We start from the raw sequence: 25,984 nt of genomic DNA, 5'->3' as shown, positions 1-25,984 counted from the left end.
TCGGGCGCGCCGGGGGCCGCGGGTCAGCTCTTGACCGACCCCGCCATGAGGCCGCCGATGAACCAGCGGCCGAGCAGCACATAGACCAGCAGAGTGGGCAGCGACGTGATGAGCGCGCCCGCCATCGACGCCGCGTAGTCGGGGGACTGGGCCCCGGCCAGAGCGTTCAGGGCGATGGTGATCGGGCCGTTCCGCGTGTTCGACAGGAAGATGGCGAACAGGTAGTCGTTCCACGCCGACGTGAACTGCCAGATGACCGTCACCACGAACCCGGGGATCGAGATCGGCAGGATGATCCGGCCGAACGTGCGCAGCAGGCCGGCCCCGTCGACCCGGGCCGCCTCGATCAGCTCCTCGGGAACCGTGGTCGCGTAGTAGTTCCGGAAGATCAGCGTGCAGATCGGGATGCCGTACACGCAGTGCACGAAGACCAGCGTCGTGATGCCGGGCGGGATGCCGAGCGTGGTGACGATCTCGCGCAGCGGGATCATGACCGCCTGGTACGGGATGAACATGCCGAACAGAATCAGGGTGAACACGATGTCGGCCCCGGGGAAGCGCCACCGGCTGAGCACGAAGCCGTTGGCCGCGCCGATCAGCGACGAGATGACGGCGACCGGGATGGCCAGCTCGAACGTGCGGATGAAGGACGGGCGCAGGACGTTCCACGCCTTCTCCCACGACGCCAGCGTCCACGTCTCGGGCAGGTTCCACTGGCTGGTCACGCCGATGTCGGCGCCCGACTTGAAGCTGGTCACGATCAGCACGTACATCGGCATCAGCACGATGATCAGGAAGATGAGGGCCAGCAGGTACTTGAAGATCGACGCCGGTCCCGACTTCTGGCGCGGCTTCCTCGCCGGCGCCAGGGTCTCGACGGGCGGCGGCGCCTCGATCGACGTCGTCGTCATGCGTTCTTCTCCTGCCGGTTCGTGTAGATCAAGTACGGCACGATGACGACGGCGACGAGCAGCAGCAGGATGATCGAGATGGCCGCGGCCTTGGCGTAGTCGCTGGTCAGCAGCGTCTGCCAGACGTAGATGGCGGGCACCTCGGTCAGCCACTGCGGACCCGACACGCTCATGATCAGGTCGAACATCTTCATCGACATGTGGCCGAGGATGATCAGCGCCGACAGCGCCACCGGCGTCAGCTGCGGGAAGATCACGTTGCGGTACAGCCGGTACGTCGAGGCGCCGTCCATGGCCGCCGCCTCACGCAGCTCGGCCGGAATGCCCCGGAAGCCGGCCAGGAACAGCGCCATCACATAACCCGACAACTGCCAGATCGCCGGAATGGCCATCGACGCCATGCCCCAGGTCGGGTTGGTCCACCAGGTGCTCTGCGCGAAATCAAGACCCAGGCCCCCGAGTACGGCGTTCAGGCCCCCGGCGTTGTCGCCCTTGTTGGGATTCATGAGCCAGCGCCACACGACACCCGAGGCGACGAAAGACACCGCCATGGGGAAGAGATAGACCGTACGGAAAAAGCCTTCCGCCTTGACGCCGCGCTCCAGGATGAATGCCCACAGCAGGCCGAAGAACATCGCCCCGACCAGGAAGACCACGGTGAACAGCAGCAGGTTCTTCAGCGAGTGGGTGAACCGGTCGTTGATGTCGTCGGTGAACAGCCTCGTGTAGTTCTCCAGGCCGACGAAGCCCTTCGACCCGAGCGCGTTGTGCTCGTCCGAGACGGAAACTTTGGTCGTCCAGGCGATCAGGCCGTAGACGAAAATGGCGAGCAGGATCAGCGAGGGGGAGAGCAGCAGAAGGCCCGGTCCCCAGTGCCGGAGTTTGCGCATCCGCGCTCCTTGGTCGAGATGCGGAAATTGGGGGACGGCCGCGAGCCGTCCCCCAATTCCTTCAGGTGCTTACTTCTTGACGAACTGCGACGCGGCCGTGGCCAGCGCCTTCTGCAGCGCGGCGGCGTCCTGGTTGGTGCTGAACGCGCCGAGGGCCGAGTTGGCCGCCCCCTGCCAGCCCTGCGAGCAGGCCGAACCGTGGGCGCAGGACGGCACCTGCTTGGCCGACTTCCAGTCGGCCATGGCGGCCTGCTGGTACTTCGGGTAGTCGGCGGGCGCGGCGTCCGTACGGGCCGGGATCGAGCCCTTCTTGGTGTTGAACGCCTTCTGGCCGGCGGCCGAGCCGACGGTCTTCAGCCAGCACTTCGTGCCCTCGGGGTTGTTGGCCCCCTTGGGCAGCACGAACGAGTCGGCCAGCCACTGGAACGTCTCGCCGTTGCCGGGGAACGTGAACCAGGCGTAGTCCTTGAAGCCCTTGGCGTCCAGGTCGGCCGCCTCCCAGTCACCCATGAGCTGGTAGGCCGCCTTGCCGTCCATGACCAGCTTCTCGGCGTCGGTCCAGTCGAGGGCGTCGCGGTCGGTGTTGGTGTAGGTCAGCAGCTGCTTGAAGTCGGTGATGGCCTTGGTGACCGCCGGGTCGTTCCAGTCGGTCGAGCCGTTCCACAGACCGGTGAACTTGTCGGCGCCGAGGTCGGTGATCAGCACCGACTCGAACAGCATGAGCTGCGTCCAGTCCTTGCCGATGGCGAGCGGGGCCTTGATGCCCTTGGCCTTGACCTTGTCCAGGTCGGCGATGAACGCGGCCATGTCGGCCGGGTCCTTCGTGATGCCGGCGTCGGCCAGGACCTTCTTGTTCGTCCAGACCACGTTGGCCCGGTGGATGTTGGCCGGGACCGAGTAGATCTTGCCCTCGACGGTCAGGTTGTCGATCAGGCCCTGCGGGAACGCCTGCTTGAGGCCCCACGAGTCGTAGTCGGCGCTGATGTCCTCGACCTGGCCGGCGTTGATGTAGTCCTGCAGCTCGGCGCCGGCGTGGGCCTGGAACGTGTCGGGCGGGGTGCCCTGCTGCAGGCGGGACGCGAGCACGGACTTCGCGTTGGCGCCGGCGCCACCGGCGACCGCGCCGTTCTCGAAGGTCTGCCCGGCGCAGTCGGTGCCGAACTGGCTGACCAGGCCGTCGAGGCCGGCCTTCTCGCCGCCGTCGGCCCACCAGGTGAAGACTTCTACCTTTGTCGAGCCGGACCCGCCGCCATTGTCGTCACTGGACCCGCAGGCCCCGGCGGTCAGGAGCGCGGCGACACCGACAGCCGCCACAGCAGCCCGTCGAGTCAGACGCATGGTTATCTCCCATCGAAGTATTGACATCGTTGTCACGCGATGGGGAGTACCGTGCCGTCTGAACCGCACAAGTGTCAACGGCTGTTTCCGTGTCGTTACGTGCGTCCTTTGTAGTTATCTGCGCGAAGGCCCGGTGAGCTGCTGCTTTGGCGGTTGTCGAAGTCCTGGCGTGGGCCGTGCTTGCGGGCATTTCGGGCACTTTCCGTCCCGCTTTCCTCGCTGCGCGTGTTCGATCTCTTTCGGTTTCGTGATCAGCGCGGAGGGCGCTCGCCGGAACCGCGGGCAATGATAGATGTAGAAATCACGATGGTCCGGGCGGGGCCGGAATGCCCGCTGATCCGCTCGTAGGCCAGCCGCGCCGCCTCCCGCCCGAGAGCGGTCATGTCGTGAGCGACGACGGTCGTGCCGAGCACGTCGGCCAGGTCGAAGTCGTCAAAACCGACCAGGGCCGGCGGTTCGGCCAGGCCGCGCATCGCCCGCAGCGCCCCCGTGGTGAGCCGGTTGTTGGTCGTGAAGATCGCCGTCGGCGCCGGGTCGAGGGCGAGCAATTCGCGGACCGTACGTTCGGCATGCCGTACGTCGTGCACGTCAGTCCGGATGTAGGGCTCCCACCCGTCGTTCCCGGCCGCCCGCATCGCCCCCACGAACCCGTCGATCCGGCCGCGCTGAGGCGCCATGCGTACGAGATCGGCCACCAGAGCAACACGTCGGTGCCCAGCCGCCAGCAGGTGCTCGCCCGCCGACCGGGCCCCGCCCACGTTGTCGATCAGAACGGCGTCGGCGGCCAGCCCGTCCGGCGGCCGATCCAGGAAGACGAACGGCACGCCGTGATTGCCCTCGACAGCCAGATACTCGTGATCGTCGGCGCTGGGAATGACCAGCAACGCGCGTACGCGCCGCTCGAGAAAGGCGTCGACGAGGCTGCGCTCCAGCATGGCGTCCTCGTCGTTGTTGGCGGTGATCAGCAGAAGCCCGTGCTGCCGCAGTTCCCGCTCGATGCCACTGGCCACAGCGGAGTAGAAGGGATTGGTCAGATCCCCGCTGACCAGCCCGACCAATGCCGAGGTGGCCCCCCGCCGCAGTTCCCGGGCGATCCCGTTGAGCCGGTAGCCGAGAAGGTCGGCCGCATCCCGAACCCGCCGCCCGGTCGAGGGCGCCACGTTGGGTTCCTGGTTGAGCGCCCGCGACGCCGTCTTCAGGCTGACCCCGGCCAGAGCGGCCACCTGAGTCAACGTGGGCCGGCGAACGGTCACATCGTCGGCGGGCATAACGCTCCGAGCACTCTCAGCGGCAAGACAGCCAAGTATGACATCGGTCCCCGTCTACGACTCCCAGCCCACACCCTAGTTATGCCTCAACATCAATCCATCCACCCAAATGTCTCCCCGCGAGCCACGCGACGGCCGGGCTGCGCGGAGCCCGGGCAGTCGAGCGCGGGGCTAAATACGAGCGGTTGTGTCTCAGCGGGGGGCGGATATGTGGGCGTAACGGCAAGGCAGGCTTCGATCGGCGTGCGTTCCGCCGGGATGGGGCGGCGCAAAGTCGGGCCGTCGAGCGCGGGGCGTGGTGGGAGCGGTTGCGTGTCGGCTGAGGTGCGTCGGTGCAATGGCAGATGGAGGCGTCGAGGCTCGACGACCGTTCGTGCTCGGGGAGATGGGGATCTCGACCGCGGGGTGTCGGCGCGCAGATCGGGCGGTCGAGTGCCGGTGAGCGGTCTCGTGGTGGGCGAGGTGTGGCGGGCGCAGCGGTGGCTGAGGGCGCGATTCGGTGGATGTTCGGTGCGCAGGGATGAGCGGGCGCGGGGTGAGGGAGATGCGATGGGGACTGCTTCCGTGCGGTGGCGGGCGTCGCGGCGGTGGGAGGCGGAGGATGTGGCTCGGTTGAGGGTGTCGGTGGGGTGGGCGGATGGGGAGCGTTGCTGTGCTGACTGTGGGGCTGGTTAGTGCCGGGTTCATGGGGTCGGGGCTGGGGGTTGCCCTGCTCGAGGGTGGGGCTCGGGTGGTCACGACCCTGGAGGGGCGTTCGGAGCGGACCGGGCGGCTGGCGGCCGAGGCGGGGCTGGAAGTGTTGCCGGCGCTCGGTGATGTGGTGGCGGTGGCGGACGTTGTGCTGTCGGTGACGCCGCCCGGCGCGGCTGTGGAGACAGCGCAGGCTATCGCCGCGGTCCTGGGCGGGCGCAGTGATCTGGTCGTGGCGGATCTCAACGCCGTGTCGCCGGGGACTATGGCTCGGGTGGCCGAGACGCTGGCCGGGGCGAGGGTCGTCGACGGGTCGATCTCGGGGCCGCCGCCCACGGTTCGGCCCGGGGCGCGGCTTTATCTGTCCGGCGTGGACGCGGCGGCGGTGGCCGGGCTGCCGTGGGGCGGCAAGGTTGAGCCCGTCGTGCTGGGCGATCAGGTCGGTGCGGCCAGCGCGCTGAAGATGTGCACGGGCAGCGTCTACAAGGGGTTGACCGCGCTGGTCACCCAGGCCATGCGGACGGCGGGCGCGCACGGAGTGCTCGACGCGGTGCTCGCCGACCTCGACCGCAACGGCCTCGCCGACAGCGCCGGGGTGGCGCGCTCAGCCACCAAGGCGAGCCGCTTCGTCGACGAGATGCGCGAGGTCGCCGCAACGCAGCAGTCGGCCGGCCTGACACCGGACCTGTTCAACGCCGTCGCCGACGTCTACGCCGGCGTCGCCCGCACCCAGCTGGCCGACGCCAATCCCGAGGCCGACCGCGACTTGACGCCGGCCGAGATCGTCGCCCGCCTACGCGACTAGCCGGCCTGTCGGACTCCCGAAGCCCCGTCTGCCGGGTGGGGTGGCTCGCTGTCGGTGTTGGTGGGGTTGCGTCGCCGGGAGGTGGGAGGTGGGAGGTGGGGGTCAGGTTGGTAGGTGTAGGTGGGCGGACCAGACCTTCTTGGGGACGACCATGCGCCAGGCGTCGAGGACCAGGTCGGTCATTTGGTCTTCGTCCAGCTGGGACATGTGGGCCTGGACCCAGTTGAAGCGCAGGTCGGACTGGCGGGGGAGATGGAACGTGGCGGGATCGGAGGCGATCAGGGCGTCTCGTTCTTCTTTGGGGTAGCCGAAGCCCATGATCGTCTCGTCGCGGGAGAAGGCAACGTAGACGATGGCGCCCACGCGGAACTTCACGCGGTCGGCTATCAGGTGCTCTGAGCTGCGCGGGAGGTCGCGGACCACCCGCCGGACGTCATCGACGGTGACCATGCGACGACCCTACGGCGGGGGTACGACATTATCGTCCGTGCGGCGGCGGGGCTTGGGGAGCGACAAGTGGGTGGTCGTCTGCTCGGGCAGCGGCGTGCTGTTGGGGACCTTCGCGCGGAAGACTCGGTCGGGTGGCAGGCGGTAGGTGGCGGCCCGCACCAGCTCGTCGGGCACCGTGTGCTTGCCGCTCGAGGAGGCGGAAGAGTCCGGGTGATCGGCCTTGACGGCGTCGTCCTGGTGATCGGCTTGGGAGGTGTCAGCGCGGTGACCGGGACGAGAGACATCAGCCCGGTGGCCGGCTCGAGAGGCGTCGGCCCGGTGACCGATCCCTGAGGCTTCGCCCGGATGTTCAATCCTGGAGTCGCGGGACTGGTGACTGGCGGTGGAGGCGTCGCCCTTGGGGCCGGATACGGAAGCCCCGGTGTCGCGGTGACCGGTCTTGTCGATGTCGGCCCCGCGACGGGCTCCCGGGGTGTCTCGGCGACCGGCTGGGGCGGCGTCGCGGCCGTCCTTGGCGGCGTCCCGGTGGGCGACCTCGAAGCCGCTGCTCGCGCGGCCGGCCGCGGTGGCGTCGGCGTGACTGGGCGCGTCGTCGTGGTGGCCGGCCGCTTGGGCGGGGGCGCTGTGGCGGCGACCGAGCATGGGGGCTGAGCCGTCGGCCGGGCGGGGGTCGCGGAAAGGCTGGAAGTGCACGCCGCCGACGGCGGCCGGCTCTGCCACGGTGTGAGGCGGGGGCGGCGGCGGGGCCGGGAAGCCGAACGAGCCGGCCTGCTCGGCCTCGTTCTCGGCGGCGTTCGGGCTCGGTTGGCGGCGGCGGGGGATGAAGGGCTCCGGCGCGGCGACGCCCTGGTGCCGGATCGCGCGGCCCGGGTCGCCGAAGTAAGTGCGTTGCTCGTTCACGGTGGGTGACGGGTCGCCGACGGCGAATGGCGGACCGTCCGCTTTGGCAGGAGATGCGAGCCCGGCGACCGGCCCTGCAGCGGAGGACTTGTCGGTGTCGGGACCGGAAGCCGCGGGCGCCGCGAGCGACGTCGCAAGGCCAGGCGATGGCGATGGCGAGGCCGGCACGCTGGGCGACGACGCGGACGCCGACAAACCGGACGAGACCGCAGCCCCACCGGACGGAGCCGCAGCGCCGCCGGTCGAAGCCGTGGACCCACGGGAAGAGGATGCGGCGGCCGGCGAACCCGATCGCACGGCGGCGGCGCCCCGGACCGTGCGCCGCGGTGAAGCGATCCGCGCAGCTAGGCTGAACACCCTGCTCGAGGCCGTCTCGTACCCGTCGCGGTAGGCCGCCTCGCGGTCCTGCTTCAGCTGCCGGCGCTGGTGGATGCGGCCTGCCGCGTACCCGCAAGAGGCGACAAAAAGGGCCACCAGAAGGATGATCAGCACGAGGTCGCCGGGCGCGGTCATGCTGCAATTCTTCCGAAGTGAATAGACCGAGAGCTATGGCCCGTTTGACGTACCCCGATCGTATGACCGCCGGCCGCAATGGCCGGCGAAAAGATAAAGGACCGGGAAGAGCCGGCCTCACGCCCCGCCGACGACCTCGCCCGCCTCGACCGCCGCCTGCAGCCCGCGCGCCGCCAGCCGGTCGGCCCGCTCGTTCTCGGGGTGTCCGGCGTGCCCCTTCACCCAGTGCCACTGCACGTCGTGCCGGCGAACGGCCGCGTCGAGGCGCTGCCACAGATCCACGTTCTTGACCGGCTGCTTGGCCGACGTCTGCCACCCGTTGGCCGACCAGCGCGGCAGCCATTTGGTGATGCCGTCGCGTACGTAAATGCTGTCGGTGTAGAGCTTGACCGTGAGCGGCGCCCGGTTGAGCGTCTCGAGGGCCCGGATCGGCGCCATCAGCTCCATCCGGTTGTTGGTCGTCGATGCCGCGGTGCCCCCGAACAGGTCCTTCTCTTTGGCGCCGTAGCGCAGCACGGCCCCCCAGCCGCCGGGGCCGGGGTTGGGTACGCAGGCCCCGTCGGTGTAGATCTCCACCACGGTCATGTGAGCACCCTAACCGGGCCGCCCCGCCCACGACCGGGCACCGACCGGCGGCACGTAAAGTAGTTGACCGTGACAGACGCGGTCGAGGTACGGGACGTGGTCGTGCGCTACGGCGACACGACGGCCGTCGACGGTGTGTCACTGACCGTCCCCCGGGGCCGGGTGCTTTCCCTGCTCGGGCACAACGGCGCCGGCAAGACGAGCCTGTTGCAGGTGTGTGAGGGCTTCCGGCGGGCCGACGGCGGCACGGCCCGGGTGCTGGGCCTCGACCCGATGGACGATCACGACGCGTTGATGCCGCGCCTGGGCATCATGCTGCAGTCGGGCGGCGTCTACCCATGGGCGACGGCGGGCGAGATCCTGCGCCTGTTCGCCAGCTTCGCGGCCACCCCGCTCGACGTCGACATGCTGCTCGACCGCCTGGGGCTGCGCAAATTCGAACGTACGCGATGGCGCCGGCTGTCCGGCGGCGAGCAGCAACGCCTGTCCCTGGCTGTGGCCCTGGTCGGCCGCCCTGAGCTGGTGTTCCTGGACGAGCCGACGGCGGGCATGGACACCGAGGCCCGCCACACCACCTGGCGGTTGATCGAGGAGCTGCGCGCGGACGGCGTATCGGTCCTGCTGACGACGCATCTGCTCGACGAGGCCGAGCGCCTGGCCGACGAGGTGGTCATCATGCGTTCGGGCGTGGTCGCCGCCACCGGCTCCCCGGCCGAGCTGACCGCCGCCGCCGGCATCGACCTGCTCGAGGTGCGCGCCGACCCGGGCCTGGTGCCCGACGGCCGGCTGGCCGACCTCAAGGTCACCGAGCCGACCCCGGGCGAGTACGCGATCGCCGGCGCCCTCGACGCGGCGGTCATCTCGGACGTGCTGGGCTGGTTCGCCGCCAAGGATGCACAGGTCACCGCCGTGAACACCCGCCGGCGCACGCTCGAGGACGTTTATCTGGCACTGACCACCGGAGAGAAGAGCAAGGTGTCGAGATGAGCGGCGTCTTCGCTCCCGCCCCCGGCCGCGCCCCGATGCGCAGCGTGGTGGCCAGCCAGATCCGGATGGAACTCACGCTGACCGCGCGCCGCGGCGAGGCCGTCGTGCTGGCCATGGGCGTACCCCTGTTGGTCCTGCTCGGCGCGGGTCTGACCGAGGTCACCAACGTCCCCGGCGACGACCGCCTGGCCTTCGTCGTGCCCGGCGTGCTGGCACTGACGGTGATGTCGACGGCGTTCACCGGCCAGGCCATCACCACCGGTTACGAGCGCAGCTACGGCGTCCTCAAGCGACTGGGCGCCTCCCCGCTCACCCGGCCCGGCCTGCTCTTCGCGAAGACGGCGGCCGTGCTGGGCCTGATTGTGCTGCAGCTGATCGTGCTGGCCGGCGTCGGTCTGGCCGTCGGGTGGCGGCCGCATTTCGAGGCGATCCTGCCCGCGCTCGGCGTCACCGTGCTCGCCACCGCCGCGTACTCAGGACTGGCTCTTCTTATGGCCAGCCTGCTGCGGCCCGAGGCGACCACGGGCGCGGCCACGCTGATCTACGTGTTGATGCTGGCCGCCGGCGGCATCATGTTCGCCGCCCCTGACCTGGGCACTTTCGGCTGGTTCGTGCTTCCCCTGGCCGCCCATGCCGAGGCTTTGCGACAGACCTTGTCGTACGGCGGGAGTGTCCCCACCGCGATCTGGCTCAGCCTCGCCACCTGGGCGGTCGTCTTTGTGACCGCAGCCGCCCGCAAGTTCCGCTGGGAATAGAAAAGGGTGACTGTCCACCGATCGGTGGACAACCGCTGACGACCGCCCGGTCGTCCCGCCGGACCCCCGCCGCCCAGCACGATCTAGGGCATGACAGCCATTGAGGTGCGCGGCCTGCGCAAGGCCTACAAGGGCCACGAGGTGGTCCGCGGCATTGATCTCGAGGTGGCCCGGGGCGAGGTGTTCGCGCTGCTGGGCCCGAACGGCGCCGGCAAGACCACGACCACCGAGATCCTGGAGGGCCACCGTCGGCGCGACGGCGGCGAGGTGTCGGTGCTGGGGGCCGACCCGGGCACGGCCGGCTCGGAGTGGCGGGCCCGGCTCGGCATCGTGCTGCAGGACGCCGACGACGCGGCCGACCTGACCGTGATCGAGATGGTCCGGCACCTGGCCGGGTTCTACCCCGACCCGCGGCCGCCGGCCGAGGTGATCGAGCTGGTCGGCCTCACCCCCAAGGCGAAAAGCCGCATCCGCACCCTTTCCGGCGGCCAGCGCCGGCGGCTGGACGTGGCGCTCGGCATCGTCGGCCGCCCCGAACTGCTCTTCCTGGACGAGCCGACCACCGGCTTCGACCCCGAGGCGCGCCGGCTTTTCTGGGACCTGATCCGCGAGCTGGCCGCCGAGGGCACCACGATCCTGCTCACCACCCACTACCTGGAGGAGGCGGAGGCGCTGGCCGACCGGCTGGCCGTGCTGGCGGCCGGGCAGATCGTCGCCCAGGGCACGCCGGCCGCGCTGGGCGGGCGCGCGTCGGCCGGGGCCAAGGTGAGCTGGCGCGAGGACGGGGTGCTGCGCACCGAGCAGGTGCCCGACCCGACGCCGCTGATCCGCAAGCTGGTCGCGGCCGACACCGATCTGAGCACGCTGACCGTCACCCGGCCGACCCTCGAGGACACCTACCTCTCCCTGATCGGAGCGCACCGATGAGCACCCTCACCCTCGGAGTCAGCCGCGGTCACGTGGAGCTGCTGCAGTTCTTCCGGGACCGCACGGCCATGGTCTTCACGTTCGCTTTCCCGGGCATGCTTCTGCTGCTGTTCGGCACGATCTTCCAGGACTCGTACGACGAACCGGGCGTCAGCGCCAGCCATGTCTTCTCGGCCAGCATGATCGCGTACGGGATTCTGACCACCGCCTTCGTGACGATGGGCGCCGGGCTGGCCATGGACCGCGAGGACGGCACCCTGAAAAGGCTGCACGGCACCCCGGTCAGCGCCACCTCGTACGTACTGGGAAAGCTCTTTCTGGTTCTGGCCCTCAGCGTCGCCGAGGCGGTTGTTCTCATCGCGATCGGCGCCTTTGTCTTCGGCATGTCGCTGCCGGACGCCTCGCACTGGCTGACCTTCCTCTGGGTCTTTCTGCTCTCCGTTATCGCCTGTTCGCTGCTGGGCATGGCGGTCAGCGCGATCGTCAAGCATGCCCGCACGGCCGGCGCCATTCTGAATGTGCCGGTGGTGGCGTTGCAGTTCATCTCGGGCGTCTTCATCTACCCGGTGACCCAGCTGCCGTCGTGGCTCATCAACGTCGCGGCGATCTTCCCGGTCAAATGGATGGCTCAGGGTTTCCGCCACGTCTTCCTGCCCGACGGCATGCGTGTCAACGAGGCGGCCGGGCAATGGGAGCTGGGCCGCGTCGCCTTGGTGCTGGGCGCCTGGTGTGTGATCGGATTGGTGCTGTGCCTCATGACCTTCCGGTGGAGCCGGCCCGACCGGTGAGATCGGACCTTTCCCGTACGTTCTGGTGGGACGTCTATCTGGTGGTGATCACGGCCGCGGTGGCGGTCGTGATCCTCGCCTCGGACGGTCCCAGCCGGACGGCGCGGCTGGTGGCGACGGGGGCGATCGCCGGCATCCTCGTGCTGCACTTCGTGGCCGGGCGGCGGGCGATCGAGCGCGAGGAGCCGCGCCCGGTCCTGCTGGCGGCCGAACTGGCGCTGTTCGGCCTGGCGGTGACGCTGGTGCCCAACGCGAACTGGCTGCTGTTCGGGGTCAACCCGCTGATCTTCCAGATGGTGCCGCTGCGGACGGCCGTGATCGCGGTGCTGGCCACGAACGCGGTGCTGCCGATCTCGGACGCGTTCCTGCGGCCCGACGCGGTCGCGGGAGACCTCGTGGTCGCCCTGATCTCGAGCGCGGCCGGCATCTGGCTCGGCACGTGGATCGTCCGGGTGGTGCGGCAGAGCCAGGAAAGGCACCGCCTGATCGAAGAGCTGGAGAGCAGCCGGGCCGAGGTAGCGCGGCTCTCGCGGGAGGCCGGCGTGACGGCCGAGCGGGCCCGTCTGGCGGGCGAGATCCACGACACGCTGGCCCAGGGCTTCACCAGCATCATCACGCTGCTGCAGGCGCCGGAACCGGATGTGGCGCTCGCCGTCCGGACCGCCCGCGAGAACCTGGCCGAGGCCCGGAGCCTGGTCGCGGCCCTGTCGCCGGCCGAGCTGACCGCGGGGTCATTGACTTCGGCCGTACGGCGTCAGGTCTCGCGCTTCACCGAGGAGAGCGGGGTGGCGGCGGCCCTGCGCATCACCGGCGACGAGAGGCCGCTGCCGACGGCGGTCGAGGTGGTGCTGCTGCGGGCGGCCCAGGAGGCGCTGACCAACGTGCGGCGTCATGCGCACGCGCGGGAGGCGGCGGTTCTGCTGGCGTACACCGGAGAATCGGTGCGGCTGGTGGTGCGCGACGACGGCTGCGGATTCGTCCCCGGCGAGGCCGACGGCTACGGTCTGGCCGGCATGCGGGAACGGGCGAAGCAGGTGCGGGGGAGCGTGACGGTGCGCAGCGATCCCGACACCGGCACGACGGTCGAGGTGGAGGTGCCGGCGTGATCACGATTCTGCTGGTCGACGACCATCCGGTGGTGCGGCACGGGCTGCGCGGCATGCTCGACGCCGAGCCGGATCTCAGCGTGGTGGGGGAGGCGTCCTCGGGGGCCGAGGGGGTGGAGCTCGCGGTCGCGTTGAAGCCGCGGGTCGTGCTGATGGATCTGCGGATGCCGGGCGGCGATGGGGTGTCGGCGACCGAGCGCATTGTGGCGGCGGCTCCCGGCGTACGAGTTCTGGTGCTGACCACGTACGAGTCGGACCGCGACATTCTGCGGGCGATCGAGGCCGGGGCCGGTGGTTACCTTTTGAAGGATGCCTCGCCGCAAGAGCTGGCGGAGGCCGTACGGGCGGCGGCGCGGGGCGAGACGGTGCTCGCGCCGAGTGTGGCCTCCACCCTCGTACGCCAGGTGCGCAAGCCCGCGCCGCCGGCGCTCTCCGCCCGCGAGGCCGAGGTGTTGCGCCTGGTCGCCCGGGGGCTCACCAACGCCGACATCGGCAAGGCGCTGTTCATCTCGGAAGCCACCGTGAAGACACATCTGCTGCGCGCCTTCAACAAACTCGACGTGGCCGACCGTACCGCCGCGGTGACGACGGCCATGGAACACGGCCTGCTCTAGGCGGCCGGGTCGCTGATCAAAGTGCGAACTAATTCCGTACGCGATGAGACTCCCAGCTTGGGGAAGATGCGGTACAGGTGCGTGCTGATCGTCCGCGGCGAGAGGAACAGCCGTTCGCCGATGTCCCGGTTGGTCAGGCCGTCGGCCGCCAGCATGGCGATCTGCAGCTCTTGCGGGGTCAGGCGGTCACGGGCGTCCTCGCGGCGCGGGCTGCTCTCACCGGCGGCCCGCAGCTCGGCCCGGGTCCGTTCGGCCCACGGCGTGACACCCAGCGCGTTCAGGGTCGTCGAGGCCGCCCGCAGGTGTACGCGCGACTCGTTGACCCGGCGCTGGCGGCGCAGCCATGAGCCGTACGAGTGTTGCAATCGGGCCCGCTCGAACGGGTAGTCGGCGTCGATGATGCCCTCGATCTCGCCCGGTTCGAGCAGTGCGCTCACATAGGCGCGGCCCACCCGCAGCACCGGCAGGTCGACGTCGGGCAGCCCGTCCACGATCGCCCGCAGGTCGTCCTCGCGGCCGCACCCCACCGCGGCGTCGGCCAGGTGACTCACCGCCCACAGCCGGATCGCCGGGTGATAGGGCACGTCGTCCGGGTCGAAGATCGGGCTCAGCCGTTCGAAGGCAGCCGCGTGCCGGCCCTGGGCCAGCGCGTCGACGCCCCGGATGAGCTGCACCAACGCCAGCATCGGGTACGCGCCGACCGGCAGCAGGGCGCTCTCGGCCTGGTCGGCCAGGTGCTCGGCGGTGGCACTGTCGCCCCGCAGGGCCGCCGCGTAACCGAGCGCGATCGACGCCGTCAGTGCCCAGCGGGGCTGACCGGTCTCTTCGGCCAGCGCGATCGCCTCGGTCGCGGCCTGCTCGGCCAGGCGCACGTCGCCCAGCTGCCCGGCCACCGTGGCCTCGGTGACCAGCGTCTGGGTGAGCAGGCCGAGACGCCCCTCGGCGCGTGACGCGTCGGCCGCGGCCCGGCACAGCACCACCGATCGGCGCCACGACCCCACGGCGGACGCCGAGACCGAGAGCAGGTCGAGATCGTCCGGGGTGCCGTGCAGCCGGCGGGACATCCGCTCGATGGGCGCGATCACCTCGGGGCCGCGCTCGAGCGGGGCCGCCATCGCCAGCACGGCGATGCGCTGGGCGTTGTCGGACGGCAGGTCGAACCGCTCGACCGCGTCGACCATGGCCGTACGGGTCGGCTCGTCCGCATTGGACCAGTAGCAGCGCAGCGCGTTGCCGGCCAGTTCGGTCAGCGCCAGCTCGGGATCGCCCTCCCGGCGCAGCTGGTCGACAGCCTCGATGAACGAGACCAGCCGGTCGGCGCCCGACCAGCCGCTGCCCAGCATCACCTCGCGGAACCAGCTCAGCCGGGCCTGCACCGTGCTCGGCAACGTGCGGGCCGACAGCGAGTTCATCAGGCGTTGCAGTGTCTCGTGGTCGCCCAGGTCGTGGGCCGTCATGATCGCCCACATGAGGCGGTGGGCCTGCACATCGGGGTCGGGGGTGAGCTGGGCCGCCCGTTCCAGGCCGGTGATCGCCGAACCGAGCATGCCGCGGCGGCGGGCCCGCTGGGCGGCCTCGGTCAGCTCGGCGGCGATGTGCTCGTCGGGGCGGATCGTGGCGGCGGCGAGGTGCCAGATGCGCCGCTCGTCGCCCGGCAGCCGCGGGATGGCGGCGGCCAGGGCGGCGTGGATGTCCCGGCGGCGGGCGGCCGGGACGGCCTGGCGCAGGGCGGACCGGACCAGCGGATGCCGGAACCGCAAGGTGCCGAAGCCGTCGACGTGCACGAGGCCGGCCGTGACGGCGGGGGTGAGGTCGTCGAGGGTGATGCCCGACAGCTCGGCCGCCGCGGCCACCGTCTCGTACACGTCGGAACCGTCGTTGAACGCGGCCACCTGCAGCAAGGTCTGAGTGGCCGCGGGCAGCGCGGCGACCGACAGGGCGAACGAGCGCTCGAGGCGGGCCGGCAGGGGCAGATCCTCGGGCAGGCGCCCCTGGTGATCGCCGAGCGCGGCCAGTTCGACCAGGCCGAGCGGGTTGCCGGCGGCCTCGGCCAGAATGCGGTCGCGCAGGTCGGGACGCAGCGTGGGCGCCCGCCGGTCGAGCAGGGCGGCGGCGTCCGGCGCGGCCAGCGGTTCCACGGTCAGCTCGGGCAGGGCGGCGCCGGTCAGCCGGGCGGTGGTCTCGGCGCCGTTACGCATGGTCATGAGGATCAGCACCGGGTCGCCTGCGAGCCGCCGCGCCACGAACGTCAGAGCGTCCCAGCTCGCTGCGTCCAGCCACTGAGCGTCATCGGCGAGCAGCAGCGTCCCACTCGACTCGGTCAGCAGGGTCAAAAGCGCCAGAGCTACGCGTACGGGGCTCAGGTCCCCGTCGAGGGCGGCCCGCACGACGTCGCGGGCTTCGGCGGTCGACTCTTGCGGCGGGAGCCCGGCGACGAGACGGTCCAGACCGGCGTACGGAAGGTCGAACTCGGCCTGCACCCCGGTGACCGTGACGGTGCGCAACCCGCGCCGCCCGGCCTCGCCGGCGGCCCAGCCGAGAAGCGTCGACTTGCCCACGCCCGCGTCACCCCGCAGCACGAGCGCGCCACCCTCCGCGGGCAGGCGATCAAGCCGGGCGCGCAGCCGCCCGATCTCGTCCGCACGCCCGATGACCTGCTCATCCATTGATCGCCCCCCAGCCGAACCTAGTTCCGGAACCAGCCGGCCGACCAGCGAAATGTTCACAGGAACCGCCAAGGGTGCCCATAGGTCCCGGCGAGGCGGAACGCGCACGGTTGCTTCAGGTGTCACCCAGGAGGACACACCGACGAACGGAGCCAGCCATGAAACGCGAATCCGGCCGGCGCCGGGCCGCCCTGCTGACCGGCGTCCTGGTAGCAACCACCGCCGCCGGCACCGCCGCCGTGGCGGCTGCCGCCCATGCATCCGAGTCCCCAGGTACGACCACTACCACCTCCACCACCGACGAGTCCGCGACTTCCGACTCGTCGTCTTCCTCTTCCTCCTCGTCCTCGTCCTCTTCCTCGACCGACGACTGGCCGACGCTTTCCGACGACAGCGGAAGCGGCCAAGCGACTTCGGGAGGTTCTTGACATGCCCCTGGTCGAAACCCTGCCCGTCGGCCCCGACACCGCTCAGTGGGAAGTGTGGGGAACGGTGGCCCGAGTAGTCGTCGATGCTTCCTCTACTTCCGCCGGTAGCGCGTATCACGGGCGGCTGGGTTCCTCGCCTTTGGTGGGCGAAGCGGCGGCGATCGTCCGGGCCGAGCTGGCCGTCGTCGACGAGGCCTGCAGCCGGTTCCGGGAGGACTCGGAGCTGCGCGCGGCCTGCCGCGCCGGACGCCCGGTGACGGTGAGCCCGCTGCTGGCCGCGCTGGTCGGCGCAGCACTGACCGCAGCCCAAGAAACCGACGGCGACGTCGACCCAACAGTCGGCGCGGCGATGTGCGCACTCGGCTACGACCGCGACTTCGCCGCTCTGACCAACCGCTCACCTGTTCCGGTTGGGCGGGCGGTGCACGTCTTCGGTAGTCCCGACTGGCGTTCGGTCCGGCTGCGCGGCCGCGAGCTGACCGTTCCCGACGGCGTACAACTCGACCTGGGCGCCACGGCCAAGGCGTTCGCTGCCGACCGAGCCGCCGCCCGCGTCTTCCGCGAGCTCGGCGTCGGCGTGCTCGTGGCCCTGGGCGGCGACATCGCAACGGCGGGCCCGGCCCCCAACGGCGGTTGGCGTGTCTTGGTGCGAGACCGCCCGGACGACCCTTCCTGCACCGTGGGACTCCCGGCCGGCGCCGCCCTAGCCACCTCAAGCACCGCGTCTCGCACGTGGGGCCGCCCCGGCGAACTGCTGCACCACATCCTCGACCCCCGGACCGGTCGCCCCGCCCCACGCATCTGGCGCACGGTCTCGGTGGCCGCCTTTTCCTGCCTGCGCGCCAACACCTTGAGCACCGCCGCCATCATCCGCGGCCACAACGCTCCCGCCTTGCTGGGCAATGCTCCGAGCCGCCTGGTGACCCCGTCACTCGACGTGCTGCACCTGGGCGGGTGGCCGGCATGACCGACGCGTGGCCGACTCGGCCGGATGACGTCGCTCGACGCGTCCTGTCCAGGCGACCGCCCCTCGCGAGCGAACCGCTGCCGGCTCAGCGCGTTCGGCTGGGCGTGAACGTTGAGCGGCCACATGTTGACTTGATTTACATGTTGATCCAGTCAACACGTCAATCAAGTCAAGTACACATGTCAACACGAGGAGAGCCGGCATGACCGACGCGCTCTGGTACTTCGCCCGGGGCAGCGGCGTCATGTCGCTGGTTCTGCTCACGATAGTGGTCGCGCTGGGCATCGGTGCCCGCAGTGGACGGACGGCGTTCGGCCTGCCCGCCTTCGCGGTGAACCTGGTGCACCGCAACGCCGCGCTGCTCGCCGTGGTGCTGCTGGCCGGGCACATGCTCAGCCTGCTCTTCGATCCGTACGCCCAGCTGCGCGTCTTCGACCTGGTGCTGCCGTTCGCCGGCAACTACCGCCCACTCTGGCAGGGGCTCGGCACGCTGGCGTTCGACCTGATCGCCGCCATTGTCGTCACGAGTCTGCTGCGGCATCGGCTGGGCGTCCGCACCTGGCGGATCGTGCACTGGCTGGCCTATCTCAGCTGGCCCATAGCCCTGATGCACGGCCTGGGCACCGGCTCCGACAACGGCACGGTCTGGCTCTGGACCATCGCGGCCCTGTGCACAGCAACAGTCCTGGCCGCCGTCGCCTGGCGCCTCACCCCCACCTTCGGCCGCTTCCCCCAGCGAGCCATGCGCCGGATCAACCCGCGTCTGCTCCCTGATCAGCCCACGCCGGCGACCACGAGCACGTCAACGCACGGGGAGCCGAGACGCGATCCAGCGTCAACTCCCGTGACAGCGCCGGCCCGAGCCGCGGCAGCGTGGCCGGGCGGTGCAAAGGCCGTACGACCTCGCGCCTCGGACCGGCCGAGTCCGTTGGAGCGGCCGGTGGCTCCGGCACGACCCGGCACTCATGAGGAGGCACGATGACCAGCGCTGTTGAGGCTCCACCGGGGAGCCGGGTGCAGCTCAGGCTGCTCGGCGGCCGCAATGACGGGCGGCTGGACAGTCATCTGGCCCAGCACGGACGCCTGCCGGTGTTCGATGCCAACCAGATAGTTGGTTTGGCGCGGGACGCGGGGTTGACCGGCCGAGGCGGAGCCGGGTTCCCGGTCTGGCGCAAGCTCAGCGCCGTCGCCGCAACAGGTCGGCCGCCGGTTGTGATCGCCAACGGCGCCGAGGGCGAGCCGGCCAGCGGCAAAGACCGGGCGCTGCTGGCGTACGCGCCGAACCTGGTCCTGGATGGGCTGCAACTCGCTGCGATGGGCGCGCAGAGTGCCGTGCTTTACGCACCAGCGGCGGCCCACCGAGCGCTGGGCGAGCTGATCGCCGCGCGGCGCGGGGCTGGGCTCGACCGGGTGCCGGTCCGGCTGGTCGCCGCACCGGACGCGTTCGTGGCGGGGGAGGAGACGGCGGCTGCGGCGGCCGCGGCCGGTAAGGCGGCGGTGCCGGGCGACAAGCTTGTGCGCATCACCGAGGCCGGGCCGGGTGGCGCGCCGACGCTGGTGCAGAACGTCGAGACGCTCGCGCACCTCGCGCTGATCGCTCGCTACGGGCCGGGATGGTTCCGCACGGCGGGCACGCCGGACGAGCCGGGAACCTTCCTGGCCACAGTCAGTGGCGCTGTCGCCGCGCCTGGAGTGCTCGAGGCGGGATACGGCGTGACGCTCGGGGAGCTCATCGCGGCTGCGGGCGGCGCCACCGCTCCGTTGAGCGCGGTGCTCGTGGGCGGGTATCACGGCGGGTGGGTGCCGGCCGAGGCTGCTCTCCCGGTCAGCCGGGCGGCTCTCACGCCGTACGGGGGAAGCCCGGGCGCCGGTGTGATCGTCGCCCTGCCGCGTAGCGCGTGCGGGCTGTTGGAGACGGCCCGGATCGCGGGCTATCTCGCCGGCCAGGTCGCGGGTCAGTGCGGTCCTTGCATCAACGGCCTGCCGCGGCTCGCGAGCACCCTCACCGACCTGGCCCACCGTCGAGCCCGGCCCGGTCTGCCCGCGGAGGTCGACCGGCTCGCCCGGCTGGTCACCGGTCGCGGCGCCTGTCGTCATCCGGACGGCACGGCCCGACTTATCCACAGCGCGATGCGCGCTTTCGAAGCGGACGTTGCCGCGCATCTGGTCGGCAACTGCCGGGCGGAGGAGAAGCGATGAACCGGCTGCACGTCGACTGGACTGCTTGTGACGGGCGCGGGCTGTGTGCCGAACTGCTGCCCGAACTGCTCACCGAGGACGACTGGGGATATCCGGTTCCGCGGGCGGGCATGAACGTGCCGCCGGCGTTGGAGCCGGCGGCACGTCAAGCCGTGGACCGGTGCCCGGCCCTGGCGTTGAAGCTGACCAGGGTCAGCGCAGGCCGAGCGCCCGCTTCATCGTGAAGAAGAGGTCGGTCTGGTTGGTCACGCCGAGCACGTTGGCCGCCTGCGGGCCGCCGGCGGCGATCCGCACCTCGGTGCCGGTGTGCTGCTGCGAGCCGGTGATCTCCGAGGTCGCGTACGAGATCGTCATGTTGGCGTCGTCGTGCGTGATCAGCGTGGCCGTGTAGCCGAGGGTGGCCTCCTCGACGATCTGGCTGGTGTGACCGTGGTCGGCGGTCACGACGACCAGGGTGTCGGGGTGCGACTTCTGGTACTCGAGCACCTTCTTGATGGCAGCGTCGAAGGCGACCGTCTCACCGATCTGGCCGCACGGGTTGGCCGCGTGGTCCTGCTTGTCGATCGAGGCGCCCTCGATCTGCAGGAAGAAGCCCTTCTTGCTGCGCTTGGTCTGCTTGTCCAGCACGTTCAGCGCCTTCGAAGCCATGTCGACCAGGTGCGGCTGCGAGGCCGTACGAGCCGTGTTCACCGCACACTTGGCCGGCGCGGTGCCCGTACGCGTCGGGGTCGGGCCGACCCACTCGAGGTCCATGTTGTTCTTGGCGAACTGGCCGAGGATCGGCTTGTCGCCCTTGGCCGCGGCGAGACCGGCAGCGTCGGTGACGACGTGGTAGCCGTTGGCCTGGGCCTGCTGGGTGACCGTCTTGCCCTTGTACTTGCCGGCCTTGACGGTCTGGTCGAAGTACTGCTTGCCGCCGCCCAGCAGCACGTCGGGGCGGGTCTGGACGAGCTGCTCGGCGATCGAGCCGGCGCCGCCGTTCACCTTGTCGTTGACCGCGCAGGTGGCCATCGCGTCCGGGCCCTTGCAGTCGCGGCTGACGACGTGCGAGCCGAGAACGGCCGGGGTGGCGTCCTGCAGCTCCGCGGTGGTGACGTCACCGGTGCGGTAGCCGGCCTTCTTGGCCAGCTCGAGGATGGTGGGAACGGGCTTCTCGTTCGGCAGCACCGAGATCGCGCCGTTGTACGTCTTGTGGCCGGTCGCCCAGCCCGAGCCCGAGGCGGCCGAGTCGGTCACGTAGTCGGGCTTCGACGGGGCGTCCTTCTGCACGGCGTACGTGGTGTAGGCGCCGGTCAGCGGCAGCTTGTCCATGGCCAGGCGGCCGTTGGCGCCGACCTGGTAGTTGCGGGCGATGGTGATCTCGCTGTCGCCCATGCCGTCACCGATGAGCAGGATGACGTTGCGAGCCGTGCCGCCCTTGATCGCCTGCTTGGCGGCCCAGGTGCGGTCCTGGTGCGCGTCGCCGGCCAGAGCGACCGACGGCACCGCGACGACCGTGGTCGCCACCAGCGCCAGGGCGAGGCGGCCACGACGGGAACGCAGAGCATTCATGAATGCGCACTCCAATATGCGTTGAAGCATTGGTCGGGAACCACGCCATCAGCTCCGTTTGAAGCGGCGGTGGCCACCAGATGACCAGACGGCCAACTCGGGCCGGAGGTGATGGTCAACGTGAACGGGCAACAACCAAACGCTGTCAGCTTCCTGAGTTCGGCGCGACTCGTAAGTGGACATGACTCCCCGTTTGGCGGATCTCTCTAAGCTCGGCCGGTGCGCAGATTTCTCGGACTGCTCGTCGCCGTGGCCATCAGCGCAGCCGCCGCTTTGTCAGTGGTGCGGCTGGTTGCCCCGGCTGACGGCGATTCCGGCGTACGGCGGCAATTGGCCTTTTTGCGGTCGGAGCTCGAATCAGGTGGGGCCGACGACGCCCAGCAGCTCTTTCCCGAGGGCTACTTCTTCTCGTACGTGCTGTACGGCCTGACCGCAGTCGACCTCGGCCGCCTCGACGACGCGCGCTGGGCGCTGAGCCGGCTCGAATCGGATGCGGGCCGCGCCCCCTTCGCCGGCGACATGCCCGTACAGTACGGAATCTTCTACCGCGGCTGGGTGAACTGGCTCCGCGGCGGCATCCTCGCGCGCCAGCCCGCCGCCTCGCGCGACCCTGCCCAGGTGCAGGCCTTCGAGCGGGACTCGGCCGACATCGCCGCCGGTTTCGACGCCTCCCCGACCCCGTTCCTGCCCTCGTACCCCGGCCAGGCCTGGCCCGTCGACTCCACGGTCGCCGTCGCCTCCCTGCGCCTGCACGACAAACTGCTTTCCCCCGCGTACGACGTCACGGTGATCCGCTGGCTGGCCAACGTGCAGGCCCGGCTCGATCCCGCGACCCAGCTGATCCCGCACACCGCGAACGTCGACACCGGCGAGCCCACCTCCGGCGCGCAGGGCACGTCGCAGAGCATCATCAACCGCTTCCTGCCCGAGATCGACCCGGAGTTCGCCCGCCAGCAGTACACAAGATTCCGCACGTGGTTCCTCTCCGCGCCGCTGGGCGTGGGCCCCACAGTGCGCGAATACCCAGCCGGTACGGACGGCCCCTCGAACGTCGACTCGGGCCCCCTGGTCCTGGGCGTAAGCCTCTCAGCCACAGTCGTGACAATCGGAGCAGCCAAACTCCACGGCGACGACACCTTGGCCGCCGGCCTGGCCCGCTTCGGCGAGGTGGCCGGCCTGCCCTTTTACACCCCCGGCACCAAGCGCTACGTGTTCGGCGCCTACCCCATCGGCGACGCCTTCCTGGCCTGGTCGAAGGCGGCCCAGCCGTGGGTCGCCACCCCCGCCATCGAGCCCCCGTCCCGAGCCCTTTCCCGCTGGTGGCAACTCCCGCTGCTGACCCTGTTCCTGGCCGTAGGCCTGGCTCCGTGGTTGCTGGCCGCCGCCCTACGCCGCCGCCGTCGCCCCGCCTAGCGTTCCCGAGTCACTCCTTTGACGCCGATGCAGGCTGCGGCTGTCGCTCGCACGGGTGGCCTTGAGCGGTAAGGCCGATTTGAGCCGAAAAAAGCGTTCCGCCGCTAACGCGGTGATGTGCCGGTTAGATTACGGAAGGCGATAAGCCGGATCTTTCTCGGTTTTCGCTGCTCGGGCCGGCCCAAGCCGGCTCTTCGAGCCCCGCCCATCGGTGCGGTACCCGAACAGGCAAACCCGCTGCAAGGCGGGGACGCAAAGCCAGGGGCCTCCCGACGGAGGCAGCCCAGCCGCCGAAGGAGAAAGAAAGACATGCGCTATCCCACAGCCCATGCAGACTCGAGCGGCTCGGTTCCGTTCGCGCTGCGTGGCCACAAGCTCCGGCGAAAGGCCCTCGCGGCTGCCGTCGCGAGCGCCATCGGCCTCGTGCCTGCCCTGGTAGGGTCGCCGGCCTACGCGGCGAACACCCTCACGGCCACCGTCACGGCAGCTGAAGGCTCCAACGCGGTCCTGACGCTCCACTCGGACGCGGCCGCCACCTTCACCCTCACCGTTGCGCCCACGCCCAACTCCGGTGCCACGCCTCCGGTTGGTGGCGCAGTCGAGGGTAGCGACTACACCACGCTGACCTCGGCCCAGAAGTCGCAGGTCTTCACGGCCGCCGGCGACAAGACGATCACGATCCCGATCACCGCCGACGGGCTTTACGAGGGTCCTGAAGCCTTCACCGTGACGGCGACGCCGTCCGGTGGCGGAACGGCGCTGAACAGTGTTGTGACGATCACGGACGGCGACTCGGTGCCGTCCTACACGCTGTCCGCCGCGCCCAACCCGGTCACGGAGAGTGCCAACGCCAAGACCACGATCACGGCGAAGCTGAGTGGGCCGTCCAGCGTCGACACCACGATCAACCTGAGCACGGCGAACGGCACCGCCGTCGCGGGCACGGCCCCGGCCGGTGACTACACTGCGCTCAGCGCTGTGGCCCTGACCATCCCGGCCGGCACACTGACCGGGACCAAGGACGTCCAGATCACCAACGATGGTGTCAAGGACCAGCAGGAGATCGAGACTTTCACGGTCAACGGCAGCGCCACGTCCGGCGTCGCGCCCACGGCCCAGAGCACCTCGGTCAAGATCGTCGACGCCCAGAGCACGCCGAAGCTGACCCTCTCGGGCGGCGGCAACGGCACCGAGGGCGGCTCGGGCACGACCTTCCGCGTCACCACCGACATCGCGTCAGAGCTGCCGATCACCGTGCAGTGGAACGCCGTCGCCACAACGCCCGCCGCGGGTCACGCGGTCGCGACGCCGGGGGACGACTTCGACTACCCGTCGACCCGGACCGTGACGATCCCGGCCGGTGATCTGTACAAGGAGTTCACGATCCCGCTCCTCGCGGACACCCTCAACGAGGACCCTGAGGACTACACGATCCAGCTGGTCAACCCGACCAACGCGGTGCTCGGCGCGACCACGAAGGTGGCCGGCTCGATCACCGACGCGACGCCCGCGCCGACCGTCGCCGTCACCCCGGTCACGGTGACCGAGGGCAACAGCGGCAAGATGTCGCAGGTCTTCACGGCCACCCTGTCTGCCAAGTCGGCCAAGACCGTCAAGGTGAATTGGGCGACGGCCGACCTGGCCCTCGGCTATGGCAACGCTCGCGCCGCCAAGGACTACGTCCCCGCGGCCGGCCAGCTGACCTTCACGCCGGGCACCCAGTCCGCGACCTTCAGCGTGGACATCCTGGGTGACACGATCGACGAGGGCCCGTCGACCCGCACCGCCGGCGGCACGACCTCGGGCGAGGGCGAGAAGTTCACGATCGACCTCTCCGCCGTGCCCGGTTCCGATACGTTCACGGTCGGTTCGCCGGCGGAGATCACCATCCTGGACGACGACGCGGCGCCGACCCTGGCGTTCGACGACCTGTCGGTCAAGGAAGGCAACAGCCCGTGGGTGGCGATCCTGCCGGTCAAGCTCACGGGTTCGAGCGACCGGCCGATCACGGTCGCCCCGGCCACGCTGACGCCGTCGGGCACCAACGCCGCCCAGCTCTACTCGACGACCTTCGGCACCGACGATTACGCCCCGCTGTCGCAGTCGTCGATCACGATCCCGGCCGAGGCGTCGACCGCCTGGGTCCCCGTTCTGGTCAACGGTGACTCGATCTACGAGCCCGACGAGACCGTCGCCCTGACCGTCACGCCTGGTTCCACCACGACGGGCTCGGCCTGGCTGTTGGGCACTCCGACGGCTGCGGACCCGGCCACCCTCACCCTGCAGAACGACGACACGGCGCCCGACCTTGAGGTCAAGAGCGTCAAGGGCATGGAGGGTGAGACGGTCCGGGTCTGGGGCACGGTCACAGGCACGTCGCAGACCGCGATCAACGCGACGGTGTCCTTCATCGGCGCCTCGGTGCACGGCAGCAAGGCGGCCGGCACCACCGACTTCACCAACCCGGGCGCTTCGCCGGTCACCATCGATCCGGGAACCGCCTCCGGGTCGACCCTGTGGATCGCCGATGTCCCGCTGCTGAAGGACGACCAGGTCGAGTCCGAGGAGACCATCCTCGCGACCGGTTCGACCACCGGTAACAAGGGCACCGTCACCGATGGCGTCATCTACATCGCGGGTGACTCCAGCACGCCGGAGGAGCCGGGCGGTGAGGAGCCCGGCGAGGCGCCGAAGCCGACGATCAACGCTCCGATGTCGGTCAACGGCACGGGCCCCGTCTCGATCACCGGTAAGGTCGCGGCCAACGCCACGGTCGAGCTGTGGGGTGCCCCGTACTCGGGTGGCGAGCTGAAGTGGATCGCCAACACCAAGGCCAACGCGATGGGCATGTACTCCTTCTCGCGGTCGATCACCATGGGCATGCGGTTCAAGACGCAGTCCCAGGAGGTCAACTCGGACGAGAAGACGGTCTGGGTGAACCAGTGGGCTTCGCTCACCGCCACCTCGCCGTCGAAGGGCCGCGTCTCGGTGGTCGTCAAGACCAGCCCGAACGCTGCCGACCGCAAGGTTGTGGTTCAGCGCTGGACCGGCCCCAACACCTGGACCAACATCCTGGTGAGCAAGGCCAACGTGAACGGCGCCTACGCCGCCACGACCGTGGTGCCGTCGGGCACTATCGCGCTCCGCGCCTGGGTCGAGGGTGACGCCGACATGGGCATCAACGGCCCCGGCTGGACGGACATCGTCCGCCCGGTCATCAAGTAAGCCAGCAG

General features: G+C 70.1%; 24 protein-coding genes and 1 riboswitch. Of the genes, 15 read left to right on the top strand and 9 right to left on the bottom strand.

What is annotated here, in order from left to right:
- Nucleotides 1–23 precede the first annotated feature (23 nt).
- The 4 genes from OWR29_RS18355 to OWR29_RS18340 all read right to left on the bottom strand — a co-directional run bounded on the left by OWR29_RS18355 (nucleotide 24) and on the right by OWR29_RS18340 (nucleotide 4,407).
- On the bottom strand, nucleotides 24–911 hold the full coding sequence (locus tag OWR29_RS18355; RefSeq protein WP_267564118.1) for a carbohydrate ABC transporter permease: 888 nt from the start codon (nucleotides 909–911) through the stop codon (nucleotides 24–26).
- On the bottom strand, nucleotides 908–1,735 hold the full coding sequence (locus tag OWR29_RS18350; protein WP_267564439.1) for a carbohydrate ABC transporter permease: 828 nt from the start codon (nucleotides 1,733–1,735) through the stop codon (nucleotides 908–910). Before OWR29_RS18350 ends, OWR29_RS18355 begins: the two co-directional genes overlap by 4 nt.
- A 135-nt stretch (nucleotides 1,736–1,870) precedes the next feature.
- Complete coding sequence (locus OWR29_RS18345) at nucleotides 1,871–3,139, bottom strand: ABC transporter substrate-binding protein (protein WP_267564117.1); 1,269 nt, start codon at nucleotides 3,137–3,139, stop codon at nucleotides 1,871–1,873.
- A gap of 251 nt (nucleotides 3,140–3,390) precedes the next feature.
- Nucleotides 3,391–4,407 (bottom strand): LacI family DNA-binding transcriptional regulator, encoded by a 1,017-nt coding sequence (locus tag OWR29_RS18340; RefSeq protein ID WP_267564116.1) that lies wholly within the window; start codon nucleotides 4,405–4,407, stop codon nucleotides 3,391–3,393.
- A gap of 637 nt (nucleotides 4,408–5,044) precedes the next feature.
- Here OWR29_RS18340 and OWR29_RS18335 point away from each other — a divergent pair.
- Complete coding sequence (locus tag OWR29_RS18335; RefSeq protein ID WP_267564115.1) at nucleotides 5,045–5,902, top strand: NAD(P)-dependent oxidoreductase; 858 nt, start codon at nucleotides 5,045–5,047, stop codon at nucleotides 5,900–5,902.
- A 102-nt stretch (nucleotides 5,903–6,004) separates the two neighbouring features.
- Here OWR29_RS18335 and OWR29_RS18330 read toward each other — a convergent pair whose 3' ends face one another.
- Nucleotides 6,005–6,352: an MmcQ/YjbR family DNA-binding protein gene (locus OWR29_RS18330; RefSeq protein WP_267564114.1), complete on the bottom strand. Its 348-nt coding sequence runs from the start codon at nucleotides 6,350–6,352 to the stop codon at nucleotides 6,005–6,007.
- Between the two features lie 9 nt (nucleotides 6,353–6,361).
- Nucleotides 6,362–7,252, bottom strand: a complete 891-nt coding sequence (locus OWR29_RS18325) for a hypothetical protein (protein WP_267564113.1) — start codon at nucleotides 7,250–7,252, stop codon at nucleotides 6,362–6,364.
- Between the two features lie 94 nt (nucleotides 7,253–7,346).
- Between OWR29_RS18325 and OWR29_RS18320 the strand changes: the two genes are divergently transcribed.
- Entirely contained in the window at nucleotides 7,347–7,643 is a 297-nt protein-coding gene (locus OWR29_RS18320) for a hypothetical protein (RefSeq protein WP_267564112.1), read from the top strand.
- Between the two features lie 239 nt (nucleotides 7,644–7,882).
- Here the strand turns inward: OWR29_RS18320 and rnhA are convergent, their stop codons facing one another.
- Nucleotides 7,883–8,350 carry a ribonuclease HI gene (rnhA, locus tag OWR29_RS18315; protein ID WP_267564111.1) on the bottom strand — a complete coding sequence of 156 codons (468 nt, stop codon included), beginning with the start codon at nucleotides 8,348–8,350 and terminating at the stop codon, nucleotides 7,883–7,885.
- Between the two features lie 69 nt (nucleotides 8,351–8,419).
- Between rnhA and OWR29_RS18310 the strand changes: the two genes are divergently transcribed.
- The 6 genes from OWR29_RS18310 to OWR29_RS18285 all read left to right on the top strand — a co-directional run bounded on the left by OWR29_RS18310 (nucleotide 8,420) and on the right by OWR29_RS18285 (nucleotide 13,527).
- Entirely contained in the window at nucleotides 8,420–9,337 is a 918-nt protein-coding gene (locus tag OWR29_RS18310) for an ABC transporter ATP-binding protein (protein WP_267564110.1), read from the top strand.
- Nucleotides 9,334–10,092 (top strand): ABC transporter permease, encoded by a 759-nt coding sequence (locus OWR29_RS18305; RefSeq protein ID WP_267564109.1) that lies wholly within the window; start codon nucleotides 9,334–9,336, stop codon nucleotides 10,090–10,092. The genes OWR29_RS18310 and OWR29_RS18305 overlap by 4 nt, the downstream gene beginning before the upstream one ends.
- Nucleotides 10,093–10,182: 90 nt before the next feature.
- Complete coding sequence (locus OWR29_RS18300) at nucleotides 10,183–11,019, top strand: ABC transporter ATP-binding protein (protein ID WP_267564108.1); 837 nt, start codon at nucleotides 10,183–10,185, stop codon at nucleotides 11,017–11,019.
- A complete protein-coding gene (locus OWR29_RS18295) occupies nucleotides 11,016–11,807 on the top strand; it encodes an ABC transporter permease (protein ID WP_267564107.1) in 792 nt (263 codons plus the stop codon). The genes OWR29_RS18300 and OWR29_RS18295 overlap by 4 nt, the downstream gene beginning before the upstream one ends.
- Nucleotides 11,804–12,913, top strand: coding sequence for a sensor histidine kinase (locus OWR29_RS18290; protein WP_267564106.1), 1,110 nt, complete (start codon nucleotides 11,804–11,806; stop codon nucleotides 12,911–12,913). The genes OWR29_RS18295 and OWR29_RS18290 overlap by 4 nt, the downstream gene beginning before the upstream one ends.
- The gene (locus OWR29_RS18285; protein ID WP_267564105.1) at nucleotides 12,910–13,527 is read left to right on the top strand and encodes a response regulator; all 618 of its coding nucleotides are present in this window, start codon (nucleotides 12,910–12,912) and stop codon (nucleotides 13,525–13,527) included. Before OWR29_RS18290 ends, OWR29_RS18285 begins: the two co-directional genes overlap by 4 nt.
- Here OWR29_RS18285 and OWR29_RS18280 read toward each other — a convergent pair.
- On the bottom strand, nucleotides 13,524–16,193 hold the full coding sequence (locus OWR29_RS18280) for a helix-turn-helix transcriptional regulator (protein ID WP_267564104.1): 2,670 nt from the start codon (nucleotides 16,191–16,193) through the stop codon (nucleotides 13,524–13,526). The two genes, OWR29_RS18285 and OWR29_RS18280, sit on opposite strands and share 4 nt — an antisense overlap.
- A 158-nt stretch (nucleotides 16,194–16,351) precedes the next feature.
- Between OWR29_RS18280 and OWR29_RS18275 the strand changes: the two genes are divergently transcribed.
- The 5 genes from OWR29_RS18275 (at nucleotide 16,352) to OWR29_RS18255 (ending at nucleotide 20,011) form a co-directional block, all read left to right on the top strand.
- Nucleotides 16,352–16,621, top strand: a complete 270-nt coding sequence (locus OWR29_RS18275) for a hypothetical protein (protein ID WP_267564103.1) — start codon at nucleotides 16,352–16,354, stop codon at nucleotides 16,619–16,621.
- Between the two features lies 1 nt (nucleotide 16,622).
- Complete coding sequence (locus OWR29_RS18270) at nucleotides 16,623–17,588, top strand: FAD:protein FMN transferase (protein ID WP_267564102.1); 966 nt, start codon at nucleotides 16,623–16,625, stop codon at nucleotides 17,586–17,588.
- A 202-nt stretch (nucleotides 17,589–17,790) separates the two neighbouring features.
- Nucleotides 17,791–18,570 carry a ferric reductase-like transmembrane domain-containing protein gene (locus OWR29_RS18265; protein ID WP_267564101.1) on the top strand — a complete coding sequence of 260 codons (780 nt, stop codon included), beginning with the start codon at nucleotides 17,791–17,793 and terminating at the stop codon, nucleotides 18,568–18,570.
- Nucleotides 18,567–19,787, top strand: coding sequence for an NADH-ubiquinone oxidoreductase-F iron-sulfur binding region domain-containing protein (locus OWR29_RS18260; RefSeq protein ID WP_267564100.1), 1,221 nt, complete (start codon nucleotides 18,567–18,569; stop codon nucleotides 19,785–19,787). The genes OWR29_RS18265 and OWR29_RS18260 overlap by 4 nt, the downstream gene beginning before the upstream one ends.
- Entirely contained in the window at nucleotides 19,784–20,011 is a 228-nt protein-coding gene (locus OWR29_RS18255) for a ferredoxin (protein WP_267564099.1), read from the top strand. Before OWR29_RS18260 ends, OWR29_RS18255 begins: the two co-directional genes overlap by 4 nt.
- Here OWR29_RS18255 and phoA read toward each other — a convergent pair.
- Nucleotides 19,980–21,338 carry an alkaline phosphatase gene (gene phoA / locus OWR29_RS18250; protein WP_267564098.1) on the bottom strand — a complete coding sequence of 453 codons (1,359 nt, stop codon included), beginning with the start codon at nucleotides 21,336–21,338 and terminating at the stop codon, nucleotides 19,980–19,982. The genes OWR29_RS18255 and phoA overlap by 32 nt on opposite strands.
- Before the next feature lie 219 nt (nucleotides 21,339–21,557).
- On the opposite strand from phoA, the gene OWR29_RS18245 reads away from it, so the two are divergent.
- Together OWR29_RS18245 and OWR29_RS18240 are read left to right on the top strand one after the other, a co-directional pair.
- Nucleotides 21,558–22,751, top strand: a complete 1,194-nt coding sequence (locus tag OWR29_RS18245) for a hypothetical protein (RefSeq protein WP_267564097.1) — start codon at nucleotides 21,558–21,560, stop codon at nucleotides 22,749–22,751.
- A gap of 217 nt (nucleotides 22,752–22,968) precedes the next feature.
- A riboswitch (cyclic di-GMP riboswitch) is annotated at nucleotides 22,969–23,046 on the top strand.
- 128 nt (nucleotides 23,047–23,174) lie between these two features.
- The gene (locus tag OWR29_RS18240; protein WP_267564096.1) at nucleotides 23,175–25,976 is read left to right on the top strand and encodes a Calx-beta domain-containing protein; all 2,802 of its coding nucleotides are present in this window, start codon (nucleotides 23,175–23,177) and stop codon (nucleotides 25,974–25,976) included.
- The last annotated feature ends 8 nt before the right edge of the window (nucleotides 25,977–25,984 follow it).

It is taken from the genome of Paractinoplanes pyxinae (assembly GCF_026626335.1).
GTDB classification, from domain to species: domain Bacteria; phylum Actinomycetota; class Actinomycetes; order Mycobacteriales; family Micromonosporaceae; genus Actinoplanes; species Actinoplanes pyxinae.
Note: the sequence above shows the minus strand (reverse complement) of the source record. Positions and strands in the feature narration are given on the sequence as shown.

Excerpts from the sequence above, each read along its gene's own strand:
- OWR29_RS18295 (WP_267564107.1), top strand. The coding sequence starts at position 11,016 with ATGAGCACCCTCACCCTCGGAGTCAGCCGCGGTCACGTGGAGCTGCTG.
- OWR29_RS18355 (WP_267564118.1), bottom strand. The coding sequence starts at position 911 with ATGACGACGACGTCGATCGAGGCGCCGCCGCCCGTCGAGACCCTGGCG.
- phoA (WP_267564098.1), bottom strand. The coding sequence starts at position 21,338 with ATGAATGCTCTGCGTTCCCGTCGTGGCCGCCTCGCCCTGGCGCTGGTG.
- OWR29_RS18330 (WP_267564114.1), bottom strand. The coding sequence starts at position 6,352 with ATGGTCACCGTCGATGACGTCCGGCGGGTGGTCCGCGACCTCCCGCGC.
- OWR29_RS18335 (WP_267564115.1), top strand. The coding sequence starts at position 5,045 with ATGGGGAGCGTTGCTGTGCTGACTGTGGGGCTGGTTAGTGCCGGGTTC.
- OWR29_RS18255 (WP_267564099.1), top strand. The coding sequence starts at position 19,784 with ATGAACCGGCTGCACGTCGACTGGACTGCTTGTGACGGGCGCGGGCTG.
- OWR29_RS18280 (WP_267564104.1), bottom strand. The coding sequence starts at position 16,193 with ATGGATGAGCAGGTCATCGGGCGTGCGGACGAGATCGGGCGGCTGCGC.
- OWR29_RS18345 (WP_267564117.1), bottom strand. The coding sequence starts at position 3,139 with ATGCGTCTGACTCGACGGGCTGCTGTGGCGGCTGTCGGTGTCGCCGCG.
- OWR29_RS18305 (WP_267564109.1), top strand. The coding sequence starts at position 9,334 with ATGAGCGGCGTCTTCGCTCCCGCCCCCGGCCGCGCCCCGATGCGCAGC.
- OWR29_RS18275 (WP_267564103.1), top strand. The coding sequence starts at position 16,352 with ATGAAACGCGAATCCGGCCGGCGCCGGGCCGCCCTGCTGACCGGCGTC.
- OWR29_RS18270 (WP_267564102.1), top strand. The coding sequence starts at position 16,623 with ATGCCCCTGGTCGAAACCCTGCCCGTCGGCCCCGACACCGCTCAGTGG.
- OWR29_RS18300 (WP_267564108.1), top strand. The coding sequence starts at position 10,183 with ATGACAGCCATTGAGGTGCGCGGCCTGCGCAAGGCCTACAAGGGCCAC.
- OWR29_RS18260 (WP_267564100.1), top strand. The coding sequence starts at position 18,567 with ATGACCAGCGCTGTTGAGGCTCCACCGGGGAGCCGGGTGCAGCTCAGG.
- rnhA (WP_267564111.1), bottom strand. The coding sequence starts at position 8,350 with ATGACCGTGGTGGAGATCTACACCGACGGGGCCTGCGTACCCAACCCC.
- OWR29_RS18340 (WP_267564116.1), bottom strand. The coding sequence starts at position 4,407 with ATGCCCGCCGACGATGTGACCGTTCGCCGGCCCACGTTGACTCAGGTG.
- OWR29_RS18265 (WP_267564101.1), top strand. The coding sequence starts at position 17,791 with ATGACCGACGCGCTCTGGTACTTCGCCCGGGGCAGCGGCGTCATGTCG.